14 protein-coding genes are annotated in these 18,129 nt (G+C 69.9%); all 14 read right to left on the reverse strand.

Annotation, left to right across the window (positions count from 1 at the left end):
- Positions 1–48: 48 nt before the first annotated feature.
- A complete protein-coding gene (gene recQ / locus QUY26_RS15860; RefSeq protein WP_289947132.1) occupies positions 49–2,064 on the reverse strand; it encodes a DNA helicase RecQ in 2,016 nt (671 codons plus the stop codon).
- A 274-nt stretch (positions 2,065–2,338) separates the two neighbouring features.
- On the reverse strand, positions 2,339–3,988 hold the full coding sequence (nuoN, locus tag QUY26_RS15865; RefSeq protein WP_289947133.1) for an NADH-quinone oxidoreductase subunit NuoN: 1,650 nt from the start codon (positions 3,986–3,988) through the stop codon (positions 2,339–2,341).
- Positions 3,985–5,556: an NADH-quinone oxidoreductase subunit M gene (locus tag QUY26_RS15870; protein ID WP_289947134.1), complete on the reverse strand. Its 1,572-nt coding sequence runs from the start codon at positions 5,554–5,556 to the stop codon at positions 3,985–3,987. Before QUY26_RS15870 ends, nuoN begins: the two co-directional genes overlap by 4 nt.
- Positions 5,557–5,561: 5 nt before the next feature.
- Positions 5,562–7,463, reverse strand: a complete 1,902-nt coding sequence (gene nuoL / locus QUY26_RS15875; protein WP_289947135.1) for an NADH-quinone oxidoreductase subunit L — start codon at positions 7,461–7,463, stop codon at positions 5,562–5,564.
- Positions 7,464–7,478: 15 nt separating this feature from the next.
- On the reverse strand, positions 7,479–7,778 hold the full coding sequence (gene nuoK, locus QUY26_RS15880) for an NADH-quinone oxidoreductase subunit NuoK (protein WP_289947136.1): 300 nt from the start codon (positions 7,776–7,778) through the stop codon (positions 7,479–7,481).
- Positions 7,775–8,668 (reverse strand): NADH-quinone oxidoreductase subunit J, encoded by an 894-nt coding sequence (locus QUY26_RS15885; RefSeq protein ID WP_289947137.1) that lies wholly within the window; start codon positions 8,666–8,668, stop codon positions 7,775–7,777. Before QUY26_RS15885 ends, nuoK begins: the two co-directional genes overlap by 4 nt.
- On the reverse strand, positions 8,665–9,393 hold the full coding sequence (nuoI, locus tag QUY26_RS15890) for an NADH-quinone oxidoreductase subunit NuoI (RefSeq protein ID WP_436840340.1): 729 nt from the start codon (positions 9,391–9,393) through the stop codon (positions 8,665–8,667). The genes QUY26_RS15885 and nuoI overlap by 4 nt, the downstream gene beginning before the upstream one ends.
- Positions 9,386–10,774: an NADH-quinone oxidoreductase subunit NuoH gene (gene nuoH, locus QUY26_RS15895; protein ID WP_289955746.1), complete on the reverse strand. Its 1,389-nt coding sequence runs from the start codon at positions 10,772–10,774 to the stop codon at positions 9,386–9,388. Before nuoH ends, nuoI begins: the two co-directional genes overlap by 8 nt.
- A complete protein-coding gene (locus tag QUY26_RS15900; protein ID WP_289947139.1) occupies positions 10,774–13,287 on the reverse strand; it encodes an NADH-quinone oxidoreductase subunit G in 2,514 nt (837 codons plus the stop codon). The genes nuoH and QUY26_RS15900 overlap by 1 nt, the downstream gene beginning before the upstream one ends.
- Complete coding sequence (gene nuoF / locus QUY26_RS15905) at positions 13,284–14,654, reverse strand: NADH-quinone oxidoreductase subunit NuoF (protein ID WP_289947140.1); 1,371 nt, start codon at positions 14,652–14,654, stop codon at positions 13,284–13,286. Before nuoF ends, QUY26_RS15900 begins: the two co-directional genes overlap by 4 nt.
- Positions 14,654–15,508 (reverse strand): NADH-quinone oxidoreductase subunit NuoE, encoded by an 855-nt coding sequence (gene nuoE / locus QUY26_RS15910; protein WP_289947141.1) that lies wholly within the window; start codon positions 15,506–15,508, stop codon positions 14,654–14,656. Before nuoE ends, nuoF begins: the two co-directional genes overlap by 1 nt.
- Positions 15,505–16,839: an NADH-quinone oxidoreductase subunit D gene (locus QUY26_RS15915; RefSeq protein ID WP_289947142.1), complete on the reverse strand. Its 1,335-nt coding sequence runs from the start codon at positions 16,837–16,839 to the stop codon at positions 15,505–15,507. Before QUY26_RS15915 ends, nuoE begins: the two co-directional genes overlap by 4 nt.
- Positions 16,836–17,567 (reverse strand): NADH-quinone oxidoreductase subunit C, encoded by a 732-nt coding sequence (locus tag QUY26_RS15920; RefSeq protein WP_289947143.1) that lies wholly within the window; start codon positions 17,565–17,567, stop codon positions 16,836–16,838. The genes QUY26_RS15915 and QUY26_RS15920 overlap by 4 nt, the downstream gene beginning before the upstream one ends.
- Positions 17,564–18,118, reverse strand: coding sequence for a NuoB/complex I 20 kDa subunit family protein (locus QUY26_RS15925; RefSeq protein ID WP_016640165.1), 555 nt, complete (start codon positions 18,116–18,118; stop codon positions 17,564–17,566). Before QUY26_RS15925 ends, QUY26_RS15920 begins: the two co-directional genes overlap by 4 nt.
- Positions 18,119–18,129: the final 11 nt, after the last annotated feature.

Consider the following 18,129-nt stretch of genomic DNA (forward strand, 5'->3'; position numbering starts at 1 on the left):
CGGAGCCCCCAGGATCGGAAGGGGCGGGACTGGGGGCCCCTCGAGGCCCTACTCCCCCGCCTCCGCCACCACCTCCAGCACGCCCTCCCCATACGTGGCCAACTTCTTCTCGCCGACCCCGCCGATACCTCCCAGCTCCCCGACGGACGTCGGCCGCACCGTGGCGATCTCCCGCAGCGTCGCGTCGTGGAAGATCACATAGGCGGGCACCCCCTGCTCCCGGGCCTGCGCGGCCCGCCAGGCCCGCAGCGCCTCGAAGACGGGCACGGCCTCGGGGGCGAGCTCGGCCACCGCCGCCGCGGCCCGCGCCTTGCGCTCGCCCTTGCCCCCCGAACGCGCGGCGGTGGCGGGCTTCTTGGGCTCCTTGCGCAGGAGCACCTCCCGCTGCCGCCCGAGCACGGAGCCACTGGCCTCGGTCAGCACGAGCGTGCCGTACTCCCCCTCGACCGCGAGCAGCCCCTGGGCGAGCAACTGCCGGACCACACCCCGCCATTCGCCCTCGGTGAGGTCCTCGCCGATGCCGAAGACGGACAGCTGGTCGTGGTCGAACTGGATGATCTTGGCGGTTCTGCGGCCCAGGAGGATGTCGATGATCTGGCCGGCGCCGAACTTCTGGCCGCGCTCCCGCTGCAGTCGCACGACGGTCGACAGGAGCTTCTGCGCGGCCACCGTCCCGTCCCAGGTCTCCGGCGGGGTGAGGCAGGTGTCGCAGTTCCCGCAGGACTCGGCGGTGGGGTCCTGGCCGAAGTAGGTCAGGAGCTGGGCGCGGCGGCACTGGGCCGTCTCGCACAGCGCCAGCATGGCGTCCAGGTGGGCGGCGGCCCGGCGCCGGAACGCCTCGTCGCCCTCGCCGCCCTGGATGAGCTTGCGCTGCTGGACGACGTCCTGCAGGCCGTACGCCATCCAGGCCGTGGAGGGCAGGCCGTCGCGGCCCGCGCGGCCCGTCTCCTGGTAGTACCCCTCGACCGACTTGGGCAGGTCGAGGTGGGCGACGAAGCGGACGTCGGGCTTGTCGATGCCCATGCCGAAGGCGATCGTGGCGACCACCACCAGGCCGTCCTCGCGCAGGAACCGCGACTGGTGGAGCGCGCGCGTCCCGCCGTCCAGGCCCGCGTGGTACGGCACCGCTTCCACGCCGTGGGCGCGGAGGAAATCCGCGGTGCGCTCCACGCCGTTGCGCGAGAGGCAGTAGACGATGCCCGCGTCGCCCTCGTGCTCCTCCTTGAGGAAGGTCAGGAGCTGCTTCTTCGGGTCCGCCTTCGGCACGATCCGGTACTGGATGTTCGGCCGGTCGAAGCTCGCCACGAAGTGCTTGGCGTCGGGCATGGCCAGGCGCTGGGTGATCTCCCGGTGCGTGGCGTCCGTGGCCGTCGCCGTCAGGGCGATGCGCGGCACGTCCGGCCAGCGCTCGCCGAGGACGGACAGCGCAAGGTAGTCGGGGCGGAAGTCGTGGCCCCACTGGGCGACGCAGTGCGCCTCGTCGATGGCGAAGACGGAGATCCGGGCCCGGGAGAGCAGGCCGAGCGTGGCGTCCAGGCGCAGCCGCTCCGGAGCCAGATAGAGCACGTCGAGCTCGCCCGCGAGCAGTTGGGCCTCCACCACCCGGCGCTCGTCGAAGTCCTGGGTCGAGTTCATGAACCCGGCCCGCACGCCGAGCGCCCTGAGCGCGTCCACCTGGTCCTGCATCAGTGCGATGAGCGGGGAGACCACGACGCCGGTGCCGGGGCGGACCAGGGCCGGGATCTGGTAGCACAGGGACTTGCCGCCGCCGGTCGGCATGAGGACGACGGCGTCGCCCCCCGCGACCACATGGTCGATGATCGCTTCCTGCTCGCCGCGGAAGGAGTCGTACCCGAAGACGCGGTGCAAGGTCTCCAGCGCGTTGCCCGCGGCGATCGGGCCGGAGGCCGCGCCGGGTCCCGCGCCCGGTCCGGCGCCCGGGTGCGCGTCCGCGAACGGGTCCTCGCCGGGGTCGCCGAACGGGTCCTCCTCGGGGCCCCCGAAGGGGTCGTCGAACGGGTCCGGGTCCGCGAACCGGCTCGCGCCCTCGTCCATCTCAGTCATGCCACCGATCCCATACATCGCCCAGCCCCCGTACGTCACGCCTCGACCACCGCGTGCTTCCACCACTGCGTCCACGATAGGGGTCCGGGGCGACAGGCCACGAAGTTATCCACAGGCCGGCCCCCGCGGTGTGAAGAACGCGCCGCTCCGCCGCCCCACCGTCCCGGGCATCCCCGGCACCACCGGACCCCGCACACGCCACCGCCCGGCCTCCCGCGAACTGCGGGACGCCGGGCGGCACCGTACGAGGCGGGCGGGGCCGAAGCCCCCCCGCCTACCGGACGAAGACTCCCGCCTGGTTGGCCAGATCGAGGAAGTACTGCGGAGCCACACCGAGCACGAGCGTCACCGCGACGCCGAGCCCGATCGCCGTCATGGTCAGCGGCGACGGCACGGCGACCGTCGGGCCGTCCGTCTTCGGCTCGCTGAAGAACATCAGGACGATCACGCGGATGTAGAAGAACGCGGCGATCGCGGACGAGATCACACCGACCACGACCAGCGCGCCCGCGCCGCCCTCGGCCGCCGCCTTGAACACCGCGAACTTCCCGGAGAACCCTGAGGTCAGCGGGATGCCCGCGAAGGCGAGCAGGAAGACGGCGAACACCGCGGCGACCAGCGGTGAGCGGCGCCCGAGCCCCGCCCACTTCGACAGGTGTGTCGCCTCGCCGCCCGCGTCCCGCACCAGCGTGACCACCGCGAACGCGCCGATCGTCACGAAGGAGTACGCGCCCAGGTAGAACAGCACCGACGAGACGCCGTCCTTTGTGGTCGCGATGACACCCGCGAGGATGAAGCCCGCGTGCGCGATCGAGGAGTACGCGAGGAGCCGCTTGATGTCGGTCTGGGTGATCGCGACGATCGCGCCGCCCAGCATCGTGATCACGGCGACGCCGTACATCACCGGCCGCCAGTCCCAGCGCAGCCCCGGGAGCACGACGTACAGCAGCCGCAGGAGCGCGCCGAACGCGGCCACCTTCGTCGCCGCCGCCATGAAGCCCGTCACCGGCGTCGGCGCGCCCTGGTAGACGTCGGGCGTCCACATGTGGAACGGCACCGCGCCGACCTTGAAGAGCAGGCCCATGACGATCATCGCGGAGCCGATGAGGAGCAGCGCGTCGTTGCCCATGGTGCCCGCGAGGGCGGGGTCGACCGTGGTGATCGTGCCGTCGACGACCTTGGCGATGGTGCCGTACGACACCGAGCCCGCGTAGCCGTAGATCAGCGCGATGCCGAACAGCGTGAACGCGGAGGCGAAGGCGCCGAGGAGGAAGTACTTCACGGCCGCTTCCTGCGACATGAGCCGCTTGCGGCGCGCCAGGGCGCACAGCAGGTAGAGCGGCAGCGAGAAGACTTCCAGGGCGATGAAGAACGTCAGCAGGTCGTTCGCCGACGGGAAGACCAGCATGCCGCCGATGGCGAACAGCGCCAGCGGGAACACCTCGGTGGTGGCGAACCCGGCTTTGGTGGCGGCCTGTTCGCCCGCGCTGCCGGGCACGGCTCCGGCCTGCGCCACGAAGGAGTCGACGCGGTTGCCGTGTGCCGCCGGGTCGAGCCTGCGCTCCGCGAAGGTGAAGATCGCGACCAGACCGGCGAGGAGAATGGTGCCCTGGAGGAAGAGCGCGGGACCGTCGACGGCGATGGCGCCCATCGCCGCGATGCGCGCCTTCGTGGTGCCGTAGCCCCCGGCCGCGAGGGCGACGACCGCGGCGAAGGCGGCGGCGAGGGCGACGACGGAGACGAACAGCTGGGCGTAGTAACGGGACTTGCGCGGCACGAAGGCTTCGATGAGCACTCCGATGACGCCGGCACCGATGACGATCAGGGTCGGTGCCAGCTGGCCGTACTCGATCTTCGGCGCGTCGATCTTGTCGAGCGGCTCGGCCGCCGTTGTCCACAGGCTGTGGACGGCTGTCGCACTCACTTGGCGGCCTCCACCTCGGGCTCGGGGTCCTTCTTCTGGACGTCGGACATGGTGTGCTTGACCGCCGGGTTCACCAGCTCGGTGACCGGCTTCGGGTAGACGCCGAGGACGATCAGGAGGGCGATCAGCGGGGCCACCACGGCCAGTTCGCGCACCTTCAGGTCGGGCATCGACGCGACCTCCGGCTTCACCGGGCCCGTCATCGTCCGCTGGTAGAGCACGAGCGTGTAGAGCGCGGCGAGGACGATGCCGAAGGTGGCGATGATCCCGACCGCCGGATAGCGCGCGAACGTGCCCACCAGGACCAGGAACTCACTCACGAACGGCGCGAGCCCCGGCAGCGACAGCGTGGCCAGACCGCCGATCAGGAAGGTGCCCGCGAGCACCGGCGCGACCTTCTGCACTCCTCCGTAGTCCGCGATCAGACGCGAGCCGCGGCGCGAGATCAGGAACCCGGCGACCAGCATCAGGGCGGCCGTGGAGAGGCCGTGGTTGACCATGTAGAGCGTCGCGCCGGACTGTCCCTGGGACGTCATCGCGAAGATGCCGAGGATGATGAACCCGAAGTGCGAGATCGACGCGTACGCCACCAGGCGCTTGATGTCGCGCTGGCCGACGGCGAGCAGTGCTCCGTAGATGATGCTGATCAGTGCGAGCACCAGGATCGCCGGGGTCGCCCACTTGCTCGCCTCCGGGAACAGCTGGAGGCAGAAGCGCAGCATCGCGAACGTGCCGACCTTGTCGACCACCGCCGTGATCAGCACGGCGACCGGGGCCGTGGCCTCGCCCATCGCGTTCGGCAGCCAGGTGTGCAGCGGCCACAGCGGGGCCTTCACCGCGAAGGCGAAGAAGAAGCCGAGGAACAGCAGCCGCTCGGTGTTGGTCGCCATGTCCAGCGAACCGTTGGCCCGCGCTTCGGCGATCTCCTGGAGCGAGAAGTTCCCGGCGACCACGTAGAGCCCGATCACGGCGGCCAGCATGATGAGGCCGCCGACCAGGTTGTAGAGCAGGAACTTCACGGCCGCGTACGAGCGCTGCGCCGAGGCGTTCTCGTCGCTGCCCGCGTGGGCGCGGTCTCCGAAGCCGCCGATGAGGAAGTACATCGGGATGAGCATGGCTTCGAAGAAGATGTAGAAGAGGAAGACGTCGGTGGCCTCGAAGGAGATGATCACCATCGCCTCGACGGCCAGGATCAGGGCGAAGAAGCCCTGAGTCGGCCGCCAGCGCGACGACTTCGTCTCCAGAGGATCGGCGTCGTGCCAGCCCGCCAGGATGATGAAGGGGATCAACAGGGCGGTGAGCGCGATCAGGGCGACGCCGATGCCGTCGACGCCCAGTTCGTAGCGCACCCCGAAGTCACTGATCCAGGCGCGCGACTCGGTCAGTTGGTAGCGGTCGCCGTCCGGGTCGAACCGGACGGCGACGACGACGGCCAGGGCGAGTGTGGCCAGCGAGAAGAGCAGCGCGAGCCACTTGGCGGCGGTCCGCCGGGCGGCCGGGACGGCCGCCGTGGCGATCGCCCCGACCGCGGGGAGCGCGGCCGTCGCTGTCAGCAGAGGAAACGACATCGGTATCAGACCGCCCTCATCAGCAGGGTCGCGGCGATGAGGACCGCCGCGCCGCCGAACATCGAGACCGCGTAGCTGCGGGCGTAGCCGTTCTGCAGCTTGCGCAGCCGTCCGGAGAGCCCGCCGACCGAAGCCGCCGTGCCATTGACCACGCCGTCCACCAGGGTGTGGTCGACGTACACCAGGGAGCGCGTGAGGTGCTCGCCGCCGCGTACCAGGACCACGTGGTTGAAGTCGTCCTGGAGCAGGTCGCGGCGGGCCGCGCGGGTGAGCAGGGAGCCGCGCGGGGCGACCGCCGGGACCGGCCTGCGGCCGTACTGGAACCAGGCCAGGGTGACGCCGATGACCAGGACCACCATCGTGGCGCCCGTGACCGTGGCGGCGCTCAGCGGGGAGTCGCCGTGGTCGTGGTGGGTGACCGGCTCCAGCCAGTGCATGAAGCGGTCGCCGATGCTGAAGAAGCCACCCGCGAACACCGAACCGAAGGCGAGCAGGATCATCGGGATCGTCATGGACTTCGGCGACTCGTGCGGATGCGGCTCGTTGCCGTGGGCATCGGGCTGCCAGCGCTTGTCTCCGAAGAAGGTCAGGAGCATCACGCGGGTCATGTAGTACGCCGTGATGGCCGCGCCGAGCAGCGCCACGGAGCCGAGGATCCAGCCCTCCGTGCCGCCCTTGGCGAACGCCGCCTCGATGATCTTGTCCTTGGAGAAGAAGCCGGACAGGCCGGGGAAGCCGATGATGGCGAGATAGCCGAGACCGAAGGTCACGAAGGTCACCGGCATGTACTTCCTGAGGCCCCCGTACTTCCGCATGTCCACCTCGTCGTTCATGCCGTGCATGACCGAACCGGCGCCGAGGAAGAGCCCGGCCTTGAAGAAGCCGTGCGTCACCAGGTGCATGATCGCGAAGACGTAGCCGATGGGGCCGAGGCCCGCGGCCAGGATCATGTAGCCGATCTGGGACATCGTCGAACCGGCGAGGGCCTTCTTGATGTCGTCCTTCGCGCAACCGACGATCGCACCGAAGAGGAGCGTCACGGCACCCACGACGGTGACCGCCAACTGCGCGTCCGGCGCGCCGTTGAAGATCTCCCCGGAGCGCACGATCAGGTACACACCGGCGGTCACCATCGTCGCCGCGTGGATCAGGGCCGAGACCGGGGTCGGGCCCTCCATCGCGTCACCGAGCCAGGACTGCAGCGGCACCTGCGCGGACTTGCCGCACGCCGCGAGCAGCAGCATCAGGCCGATCGCCGTCAGCTTGCCCTCGCTGGTCTCCTCGGCGGCCCCCAGGACGGGCTCGAAGGCGAACGTCCCGAAGGTGGTGAACATCAGCATGATGGCGATCGACAGGCCCATGTCGCCGACCCGGTTGACCAGGAAGGCCTTCTTGGCCGCCGTGGCCGCGCTGGGCTTGTGCTGCCAGAAGCCGATCAGGAGGTACGAGGCGAGGCCCACGCCCTCCCAGCCGACGTACAGGAGCAGGTAGTTGTCGGCGAGGACGAGCAGGAGCATCGCCGCGAGGAACAGGTTCAGGTAGCCGAAGAAGCGGCGGCGCCGCTCGTCGTGCTCCATGTACCCGATGGAGTACAGGTGGATCAGCGTGCCCACGCCGGAGATCAGCAGGACGAACGTCACCGACAGCTGGTCCAGCTGGAAGGCGACGTCCGCCTGGAAGCCCTCGACGGGGATCCAGCTGAACAGGTGCTGGCGCAGGGTCCGGTCCTCGGCGCCCTTGCCCAGCATGTCGGTGAAGAGCACGAGCCCGATCACGAAGGAGACGGCCGCGAGCGCCGTGCCGAGCCAGTGACCCACCCGGTCCAACCGGCGCCCGCCGCACAGCAGTACGGCCGCTCCGAGCAGAGGCGCCGCCACCAGCAGCGCAATCAAGTTCTCTGTGTTCACGGTTCTAGCGACCCCTTACAGCTTCATCAGGCTGGCGTCGTCGACCGAGGCCGAGTGACGGGAGCGGAACAGCGACACGATGATCGCGAGCCCGACCACGACTTCCGCCGCCGCGACGACCATCGTGAAGAAGGCGATGATCTGGCCGTCCAAGTTGCCGTGCAGCCGGGCGAAGGCGACGAACGCGAGATTGCAGGCGTTCAGCATCAGCTCGACGCACATGAAGACGACGATCATGTTCCGCCGGATCAGCACGCCGGTGGCGCCGATGGCGAACAGCAGGGCCGCCAGATACAGGTAGTTGACCGGATTCACTTCGACGCCTCCTCGGTCTGCTCGCCCGCCGGGGCGGTGACGGGGTCGGACCCGGAATCGCCCTCACCGCTCCGGCCGGTGTCCGGCCGGACCGATCCTGGCCGCTCCAGACGGTCGGCGGCACGCTGCTCCAGGGCCCGCAGGTCGCTCAGCGCCTCGCTGGAGACGTCGCGGATCTGGCCGCGCTCGCGCAGCGTCTGGTTGACCGTGAGCTCCGAGGGGGTGCCGTCCGGGAGCAGACCCGCGATGTCCACGGCGTTGTGCCGGGCGTACACGCCCGGGGCCGGCAGCGGCGGCAGGTGCTTGCCCTCGCGCACGCGCTCCTCGGCGCGCTCGCGCTGCGTCTTGGCGCGCTCCGTGCGCTCGCGGTGGGTGAGGACCATCGCGCCGACCGTCGCCGTGATCAGCAGGGCGCCGGTGATCTCGAAGGCGAAGACGTACTTCGTGAAGATGAGGGAGGCGAGGCCCTCCACGTTGCCGCTCCCGTTGGCCTTGGCCAGGCCGTTGAAGCTCTTCAGGGAGGCGTTGCCGATGCCCGCGAACAGCAGGACGGCGAAGCCGAGTCCGCACAGGGCGGCCAGCCAGCGCTGGCCCTTGATGGTCTCCTTCAGGGAGTCGGCGGCGGTGACGCCGACGAGCATGACCACGAAGAGGAACAGCATCATGATCGCGCCTGTGTAGACCACGATCTGCACGATGCCCAGGAAGTACGCGCCGTTGGCCAGGTAGAACACCGCAAGGATGATCATGGTCCCGGCGAGGCAGAGCGCGCTGTGGACCGCCTTGCGCATCAGGATCGTGCACAGCGCGCCGATCACGGCGACCGTGGCGAGCACCCAGAACTGGACGGCCTCGCCGGTGGAGGTGGTGTAGGCCGCGAGGGCGGTCATGCGCCCACCCCCTGCCCGCGCGAGGCCCCGGACCCTTCACCGGAGCCTGACCCCTCGAAGGCGTCGTCCCCGGGGGCGGGCTTCTCGCCCTTGGAGACGGCCACTTGGGTCACCGTGCCCGGCGCGGCCTGCGTGACCAGGCCGCGGTAGTAGTCGCCCTCGTCCATGCCGGGGTAGATCGCGTGCGGCGTGTCGACCATGTCCTCTTCGAGGCCTGCGAGCAGCTGCTCCTTGGTGTAGATCAGGTTCTCGCGGCTGCTGTCGGCGAGCTCGAACTCGTTCGTCATCGTCAGCGCGCGCGTGGGGCACGCCTCGATGCACAGGCCGCAGAGGATGCAGCGGGCGTAGTTGATCTGGTAGACGCGGCCGTACCGCTCGCCCGGGGAGTAGCGCTCCTCTTCGGTGTTGTCCGCGCCCTCCACATAGATGGCGTCCGCGGGACAGGCCCAGGCGCACAGCTCGCAGCCGACGCATTTCTCCAGGCCGTCCGGATGGCGGTTGAGCTGGTGCCGGCCGTGGAACCGGGGTGCGGTGGTCTTCTGCTGCTCCGGATACTGCTCGGTCAGCCGCTTCTTGAACATGGCCTTGAAGGTCACGCCGAAGCCCGCGACGGGGTTCTGGAACCCCTGGTTGGACTGGTTCGACTGCTGCGGGTCGGCCGTCTGCTGCTGCTCGGGCAGCTGCGAGCGCTTCGGCCGGTCCGGCATGTTCGACTGCTCAGCCATCGGACGCCTCCTTTCCGTCACTTTGAGTATCGGGCCCACCACTGACAATCAACTCCCGCTCCTGGCGCGGGCGTCGGCGCGGCACCGGCGGCAGGGTCTGTCCGGGCAGCGGCGGCACCGGGAATCCCCCGGCCATCGGGTCGAAAGCAGTGGATTCCTCGGGCGGGGAAGCCGCGATCTGCTGCCTCTCCCGCTTGTCGCGGAACATGTCCACGAGTACGGAGAGCAACAACAGGGCGAGCACTCCGCCGCCTACGTAGAGCGCGATCTCGCTGAAGTCGTAGTCCTCGTTGCGCAGCGCCCGCACCGTGGCGACGAGCATCAGCCACACCACCGACACCGGGATGAGGACCTTCCAGCCGAGCTTCATCAGCTGGTCGTAGCGGACGCGGGGCAGCGTGCCGCGCAGCCAGATGAAGAAGAACAGCAGCAGTTGGACCTTGAGCACGAACCAGGCCATCGGCCACCAGCCGTGGTTCGCGCCCTCCCAGAAGGTGCTGATGGGCCAGGGAGCCCGCCAGCCGCCCAGGAAGAGCGTCACGGACACGGCCGAGACGGTGATCATGTTGATGTACTCGGCGAGCATGAAGATCGCGAACTTGATCGACGAGTACTCGGTGTTGAAGCCGCCGACCAGGTCGCCCTCGGACTCCGGCATGTCGAACGGAGCGCGGTTGGTCTCGCCGACCATCGTCACGATGTAGATCAGGAACGAGACCGGAAGCAGCAGGACGTACCAGCGCCCCTCCTGTGCCTCGACGATCCGGGATGTCGACATCGACCCGGAGTACAGGAAGACGGAGGCGAACGCGGCGCCCATCGCGATCTCGTAGGAGATCATCTGCGCGCACGAGCGGAGACCGCCGAGCAGCGGGTACGTCGAACCGGAGCTCCAGCCCGCGAGCACGATGCCGTAGATGCCGACCGAGGCCACCGCGAGGATGTAGAGCATCGCGATCGGCAGGTCGGTGAGCTGCATCGTGGTGCGGTGTCCGAAGATCGACACCTCGTTGCCCGCGGGCCCGAAGGGGATCACCGCGATCGCCATGAACGCCGGGATGGCGGCGACGATCGGCGCGAGGATGTAGACCACCTTGTCCGCGCGCTTGACGACCACGTCTTCCTTGAGCATCAGCTTGATGCCGTCCGCGAGGGACTGCAGCATGCCCCAGGGGCCGTGCCGGTTCGGGCCGATGCGCAACTGCATCCAGGCCACGACCTTGCGCTCCCACACGATGGAGAACAGCACCATCACCATCAGGAACGCGAAACAGAAGACGGCCTTGAGGCCGATCAGCCACCAGGGGTCCCTGCCGAACATCGACAGGTCCTCGGCCGCGAGCGGCACCGATGCCTGCGCGCTGTGCACTGCCTGAAGCATCACGACGTCACCTCCGTGGCCTCGGCGGGCTCCGGCAGGGTGGCCGGGCCGATGCGGACGAGTTCACCGGGCCGGGCGCCGGTGTCCGAAGCGACGCCTCCCCCGGTCGAGTTCAGCGGGAGCCAGACGACCCGGTCGGGCATCTGGGTGACGAGCAGCGGCAGCGTGGTCGCACCCGCCGGTCCGGTGACGGTGAGCGTGTCGCCGGCCTTGACGCCGATCTCGGCCGCGGTGGCCGCCGAGAGCCGGGCCACCGCCGCGTGCCGCGTCCCGGCCAGCGCGTCGTCGCCCTCCTGGAGGCGGCCCTGGTCGAGCAGCAGCCGGTGTCCGGCGAGGACGGCCTCACCGGCGGCGGGCCGCGGCGGCTGGGCGCCGGTCTCCAACGGCTCGGTGGCGTGCGGCCCGTCCCAGCCGCCGATCCGGTCCAGCTCGCGCCGGATCGTCAGCAGGTCGGGCAGGCCCAGGTGGATGTCGCCCGCGTCGGCCAGCATGTGCAGGACGCGTGCGTCGCTCGGGCACGACTTGCGGGTCATCTGGTCCGGCTTCAGCGCGGCCTCGAAAAGCCGGGCCCTGCCCTCCCAGTTGAGGAACGTGCCCGGCTTCTCGGCGACGGCCGCCACCGGAAGGACCACGTCGGCACGTTCCGTCACCTCGCTCGGCCGCAGCTCCAGGGAGACCAGGAAGCCGACCTCGTCGAGTGCGGCACGCGCGCGTGCCGGATCGGGCAGGTCGGCGACCTCGACGCCCGCGACGAGCAGCGCGCCCAGCTCGCCGGTCGCGGCGGCCTCGATGATCTGGCCGGTGTCCCGGCCGTAGCGGTGCGGGAGTTCGGCGACGCCCCAGGCGCCCGCGACCTCGTCCCGCGCGCGCGGGTCGGTGGCCGGGCGGCCGCCCGGGAGCAGCGACGGCACGGCGCCCGCCTCGATCGCCCCGCGCTCGCCCGCGCGGCGCGGAATCCACACCAGTTGGGCGCCCGTCGCGGACGCGGCCCGCACGGCGGCGGTGAGCCCGCCCCGTACCGCCGCGAGCCGCTCCCCGACCACGATCACGGCGCCTTCGGAGCGCAGCGCCTCGGCGGCCTTCGCGCCGTCGTCGGCCAGGCCCACGTTCGCGGCGAGCGCGTCCAGCCACTCGGTCTCGGTGCCGGGCGCGGCCGGAAGGAGCGTGCCACCGGCCTTCTCCAGGCCGCGGGTGGCGTGGGTGGCGAGCGAGAAGGTGCGCTGGCCGTGCTTGCGCCAGGCCTTGCGCAGCCGCAGGAAGACGCCGGGCGCCTCCTCCTCGGACTCCATCCCGACGAGCAGCACGGCCGGGGCCTTCTCCAGCGCGCCGTACGTGACGCCGGTGCCGTCGAGGTCCCGGCCGCGCCCGGCGACACGCGCCGCGAGGAAGTCGGCCTCCTCGCTGCTGTGCACCCGCGCGCGGAAGTCGATGTCGTTCGTACCGAGCGCCACGCGCGCGTACTTGCTGTACGCGTAGGCGTCCTCCACGGTGAGCCGACCGCCGGTCAGCACCCCGGCCCGCCCGCGCGCGGCGGCGAGGCCCTTGGCCGCCGCCTCCAGCGCCTCGGGCCACGAAGCCGCCACCAGCTGCCCGGAGTCGGCGTCCCGCACCAGCGGCGTGGTCAGCCGGTCCGGCTTCTGCGCGTACCGGAAGCCGAAGCGCCCCTTGTCGCAGATCCACTCCTCGTTGACCTCGGGGTCGTCCTGCGCGAGCCGCCGCATGACCTTGCCGCGCCGGTGGTCCGTGCGCGTCGCGCAGCCGCCCGCGCAGTGCTCGCACACCGACGGCGACGACACCAGGTCGAAGGGGCGCGACCGGAAGCGGTACGCGTGCGAGGTGAGCGCGCCCACCGGGCAGATCTGGATGGTGTTCCCGGAGAAGTACGACTCGAAGGGGTCACCTTCGCCCGTGCCGACCTGCTGGAGCGCGCCGCGCTCGATCAGCTCGATCATCGGGTCGCCCGCGATCTGGTTGGAGAAGCGGGTGCAGCGCGCGCACAGCACGCACCGCTCGCGGTCGAGCAGCACCTGCGTGGAGATCGGCACGGGCTTCTCGTACGTGCGCTTCTTGCCCTCGAACCGGGAGTCCGGGTCGCCGACCTGCATCGCCTGGTTCTGCAGCGGGCACTCGCCGCCCTTGTCGCAGACCGGGCAGTCCAGCGGGTGGTTGATGAGCAGGAGCTCCATCACCCCGCGCTGCGCCTTCTCGGCGACCGGCGACGTCAGCTGCGACTTCACCACCATGCCGTCGGTGCAGGTGATGGTGCAGGAGGCCATCGGCTTGCGCTGGCCCTCGACCTCGACGATGCACTGCCGGCAGGCACCGGCGGGGTCGAGCAGCGGGTGGTCGCAGAAGCGCGGGATCTCGATGCCGAGGAGTTCGGCGGCCCGGATCACCAGGGTGCCCTTGGGGACGCTGATCCCGATGCCGTCGATCGTCAGCGAGACCAGGTCCTCCGGCGGAACGGCCGCTTCCCCGCCCCCGGAGGGAGCGCTATTGGTGGTCACTGTCATGCGTTCACCTCCGTGTGGGTGTCGGACCGGCCGCCCCGGTCGGCCCAGAGCGTGGACTTGGCGGGGTCGAAGGGGCAGCCCCGGCCGGTGATGTGCTGCTCGTACTCCTCGCGGAAGTACTTGAGCGAGGAGAAGATCGGCGAGGCGGCGCCGTCGCCGAGGGCGCAGAAGGACTTGCCGTTGATGTTGTCGGCGATGTCGTTCAGCTTGTCGAGGTCGGACATGACGCCCTTGCCGGCCTCGATGTCGCGCAGCAACTGCACCAGCCAGTACGTCCCTTCGCGGCAGGGCGTGCACTTGCCGCAGGACTCGTGGGCGTAGAACTCGGTCCAGCGCGTCACGGCCCGCACCACGCAGGTCGTCTCGTCGAAGCACTGCAGGGCCTTGGTGCCGAGCATGGACCCGGCGGCGCCCACGCCCTCGTAGTCGAGCGGCACGTCGAGGTGCTCGTCGGTGAACATCGGCGTCGAGGAGCCGCCGGGCGTCCAGAACTTGAGGCGGTGGCCGGCGCGCATGCCGCCGCTCATGTCGAGGAGCTGGCGCAGCGTGATGCCGAGCGGCGCCTCGTACTGGCCGGGCGAGGTGACGTGGCCGCTGAGCGAATAGAGCGTGAAGCCGGGCGACTTCTCGCTGCCCATCGACTTGAACCAGTCTTTTCCGCGATTCAGGATCGCGGGAACCGACGCGATGGACTCGACGTTATTGACAACAGTGGGGCATGCGTAGAGGCCCGCGACCGCGGGGAAAGGGGGACGGAGTCGCGGCTGGCCACGGCGGCCTTCCAGCGAGTCGAGCAGCGCGGTCTCCTCACCACAGATGTACGCGCCCGCGCCCGCGTGCACGGTGAGTTCGAGATCGAGTCCGCTGCCGAGGACGTTCTTGCCGAGGTAGCCCGCCGCGTAGGCCTCACGGACGGCTTCGTGCAGCCGTCGTAGGACGGGGACGACTTCACCCCGCAGATAGATGAACGCATGCGACGAACGGATCGCGTAGCAGGCGATCACGATGCCCTCGATGAGGCTGTGCGGGTTCGCGAAGAGGAGCGGGATGTCCTTGCAGGTCCCCGGCTCCGACTCGTCGGCGTTGACAACTAGATAGTGCGGTTTGCCGTCGCCCTGCGGGATGAACTGCCACTTCATCCCGGTGGGGAAGCCCGCGCCGCCCCGGCCGCGCAGGCCCGAGTCCTTCACGTAGGCGATCAGGTCGTCCGGCGACATGGCGAGGGCCTTGCGCAGCCCCTCGTAGCCGTCGTGGCGGCGGTAGGTGTCCAGCGTCCAGGACTTGTCCTCGTCCCAGAAGGCGGAGAGCACCGGCGCGAGCAGCTTCTCCGGGCTGGTCTCGTTGTCGATCTCGGCGGCCAACGTCATCACTCCCCCTCCTCGGCTGACGGACCGGCCGGGTGGGCCGGGTCGGAGGCCGAGGTCTGCTGCGGCGCGTCGTGCGAGCTGAGGTGCTCGCTGGGCGACGGGTCGTGTGGCTGGGTGTCCTCCGGGCCGCCGGTGCGCGGGTGGACCACGCGCGCGGGCACCTCGCCCTTGGCCAGGCGCAGCCCGATCAGCGAGGCGGGGCCCGCGCCGCCGGTCGCCTCGACGGCGCCGGGGCGCTCGTCGGGGAAGCCCGCGAGGATCCGTGCCGTCTCCTTGAAGGTGCACAGCGGGGCGCCGCGGGTCGGCTCGACCTGTGTGCCGGAGCGCAGGTCGTCGACGAGGCGCTTGGCGCTGCCCGGGGTCTGGTTGTCGAAGAACTCCCAGTTGACCATCACCACGGGGGCGAAGTCACAGGCGGCGTTGCACTCGATGTGCTCCAGCGTCACCTTGCCGTCGTCGGTGGTCTCGCCGTTGCCGACGCCCAGGTGCTCCTGGAGGGCTTCGAAGATGGCGTCGCCGCCCATGACCGCGCACAGCGTGTTGGTGCAGACGCCGACCTGGTAGTCACCGGAGGGCTTGCGGCGGTACATGGAGTAGAAGGTCGCGACCGCCGTCACCTCGGCGGTGGTCAGCTCCAGCATGTCCGCGCAGAAGCGCATGCCGGTGCGGGTCACGTGGCCTTCCTCCGACTGCACCAGGTGCAGCAGCGGAAGGAGCGCCGAGCGGGAGTCCGGGTAGCGGGCGATGACCTCGCGCGCGTCCGCTTCGAGGCGGGCGCGGACGTCGTCCGGGTAGTCCGGCGGGGGCAGTTGGGGCATGCCCAGGCCGACGCCCTCGGGGGAACTGGTGGTCACCGGTCGACGCCTCCCATCACGGGGTCGATGGACGCGACGGCGACGATGACGTCGGCCACCTGGCCGCCCTCGCACATCGCCGCCATGGCCTGCAGATTGGTGAAGGACGGGTCACGGAAGTGGACCCGGTAGGGGCGGGTGCCGCCGTCGGAGACGACGTGCACGCCCAGTTCGCCCTTGGGCGATTCCACGGCGGCGTAGGCCTGTCCGGGTGGCACCCGGAAGCCCTCCGTCACCAGCTTGAAGTGGTGGATCAGGGCCTCCATGGAGGTGCCCATGATCTTCTTGATGTGGTCGAGCGAGTTCCCGAGGCCGTCGGGGCCGAGGGCCAGCTGGGCGGGCCAGGCGATCTTCTTGTCGGCGACCATGACCGGGCCGGGCTCCAGGCGGTCCAGGCACTGCTCGATGATGCGCAGCGACTGGCGCATCTCCTCCAGGCGGATCAGGAAGCGCCCGTAGGAGTCGCAGGTGTCGGCGGTGGGGACGTCGAAGTCGTACGTCTCGTAGCCGCAGTAGGGCTCGGCCTTGCGCAGGTCGTGCGGGAGACCGGCCGAGCGCAGGACCGGTCCGGTGGCGCCGAGGGCCATGCAGCCGGCCAGGTCGAGGTAGCCGACGTCCTGCATGCGGGCCTTGAAGATGGGGTTTCCGGTGGCGAGCTTGTCGTACTCCGGAAGGTTCTTGTGCATCTTCTTCACGAACTCGCGAATCTGGTCCACCGCGCCCGGGGGCAGGTCCTGGGCGAGTCCGCCGGGCCGGACGTACGCGTGGTTCATGCGCAGGCCGGTGATCAGCTCGTAGATGTCGAGAATGAGTTCACGATCGCGGAAGCCGTAGATCATGATGGTCGTCGCGCCGAGTTCCATGCCGCCGGTGGCGATGCAGACCAGGTGCGAGGACATGCGGTTCAGCTCCATCAGGAGCACCCGCAGGATCGTGGCGCGGTCGGGGATCTGGTCCTCGATGCCGAGCAGCTTCTCCACGCCCAGGCAGTACGCCGTCTCGTTGAAGAACGGCGTCAGATAGTCCATGCGCGTGACGAACGTGGTGCCCTGGGTCCAGGTCCGGTACTCCAGGTTCTTCTCGATGCCCGTGTGCAGATAGCCGATGCCGCAGCGGGCCTCGGAGACCGTCTCGCCCTCGATCTCCAGGATGAGCCGGAGCACTCCGTGCGTGGAGGGGTGCTGGGGACCCATGTTGACGACGATGCGCTCGTCGTCGGCCCGCACCGCGGACTGGACGACCTCGTCCCAGTCGCCGCCGGTGACGGTGTAGACGGTGCCTTCCGTCGTGGCGCGGGGGGTTGCGTGGGGAGCGGTGTGAGGAGAAGTCACGAGTACGACCTCCGCTGGTCCGGAGCCGGGATCTGGGCGCCCTTGTATTCGACGGGGATGCCGCCGAGGGGGTAGTCCTTGCGCTGGGGGAAGCCCTGCCAGTCGTCCGGCATCATGATCCGCGTGAGGGCCGGGTGGCCGTCGAAGACCAGCCCGAAGAAGTCGTACGTCTCGCGCTCGTGCCAGTCGTTCGTCGGATAGACGGCGACCAGCGAGGGGACGTGCGGATCGGCGTCCGGGGCGCTGACCTCGATGCGGATCACGCGGTTGTGGGTGATCGAGCGCAGGTGGTAGACGGCGTGCAGCTCGCGGCCCTTGTCCTCCAGGAAGTGCACGCCGCTGACGCCGGTGCACAGCTCGAAGCGGAGCGCCGGGTCGTCGCGCAGGGTGCGGGCGACCCGCACGAGGTGCTCGCGCGCGATGTGGAAGGTCAGCTCACCGCGGTCGACGACCGTCTTCTCGATGGCGTTCTCGGGGACGAGGCCCTGTTCCTCCAGGGCGCCTTCGAGTTCGTCGGCCACCTCGTCGAACCAGCCGCCGTAGGGGCGCGAGGAGGCGCCGGGCAGCGTGATGGTGCGGACGAGGCCGCCGTACCCGGAGGTGTCGCCGCCGTCGTCGGCGCCGAACATGCCCCTGCGGACGCCGATGACGTCGCCGGAGGTGTCGCGGGGGGCGGGCACCGTTCCCTCGGGGTGCTCGCCGGTGCCGTTCACGTGCGCGTCGCTCACCGCAGCAGACCCTTCATCTCAATGGTGGGGAGGGCCTTGAGAGCGGCCTCCTCCGCCTCGCGGGCCGCTTCCTCGGCGTTCACGCCGAGCTTGGAGGTCTGGATCTTCTGGTGCAGTTTGAGGATCGCGTCCATCAGCATCTCGGGCCGTGGCGGACAGCCGGGCAGATAGATGTCGACCGGGACGACGTGGTCCACGCCCTGCACGATCGCGTAGTTGTTGAACATCCCGCCCGACGAGGCGCAGACCCCCATGGAGATGACCCATTTGGGGTTCGGCATCTGGTCGTAGACCTGGCGCAGGACAGGCGCCATCTTCTGGCTCACCCGCCCGGCCACGATCATCAGATCCGCCTGCCGCGGCGAGCCGCGGAAGACCTCCATGCCGAAGCGCGCCAGGTCGTAGCGCCCGGCGCCGGTCGTCATCATCTCGATGGCGCAGCACGCGAGGCCGAACGTGGCGGGGAAGACGGATGACTTGCGCACCCACCCTGCGGCCTGCTCGACGGTGGTCAGCAGGAATCCGCTCGGGAGTTTCTCTTCGAGTCCCATGCTCAGTGGCT

Source organism: Streptomyces flavofungini, assembly GCF_030388665.1.
GTDB classification, from domain to species: Bacteria; Actinomycetota; Actinomycetes; order Streptomycetales; family Streptomycetaceae; genus Streptomyces; species Streptomyces flavofungini_A.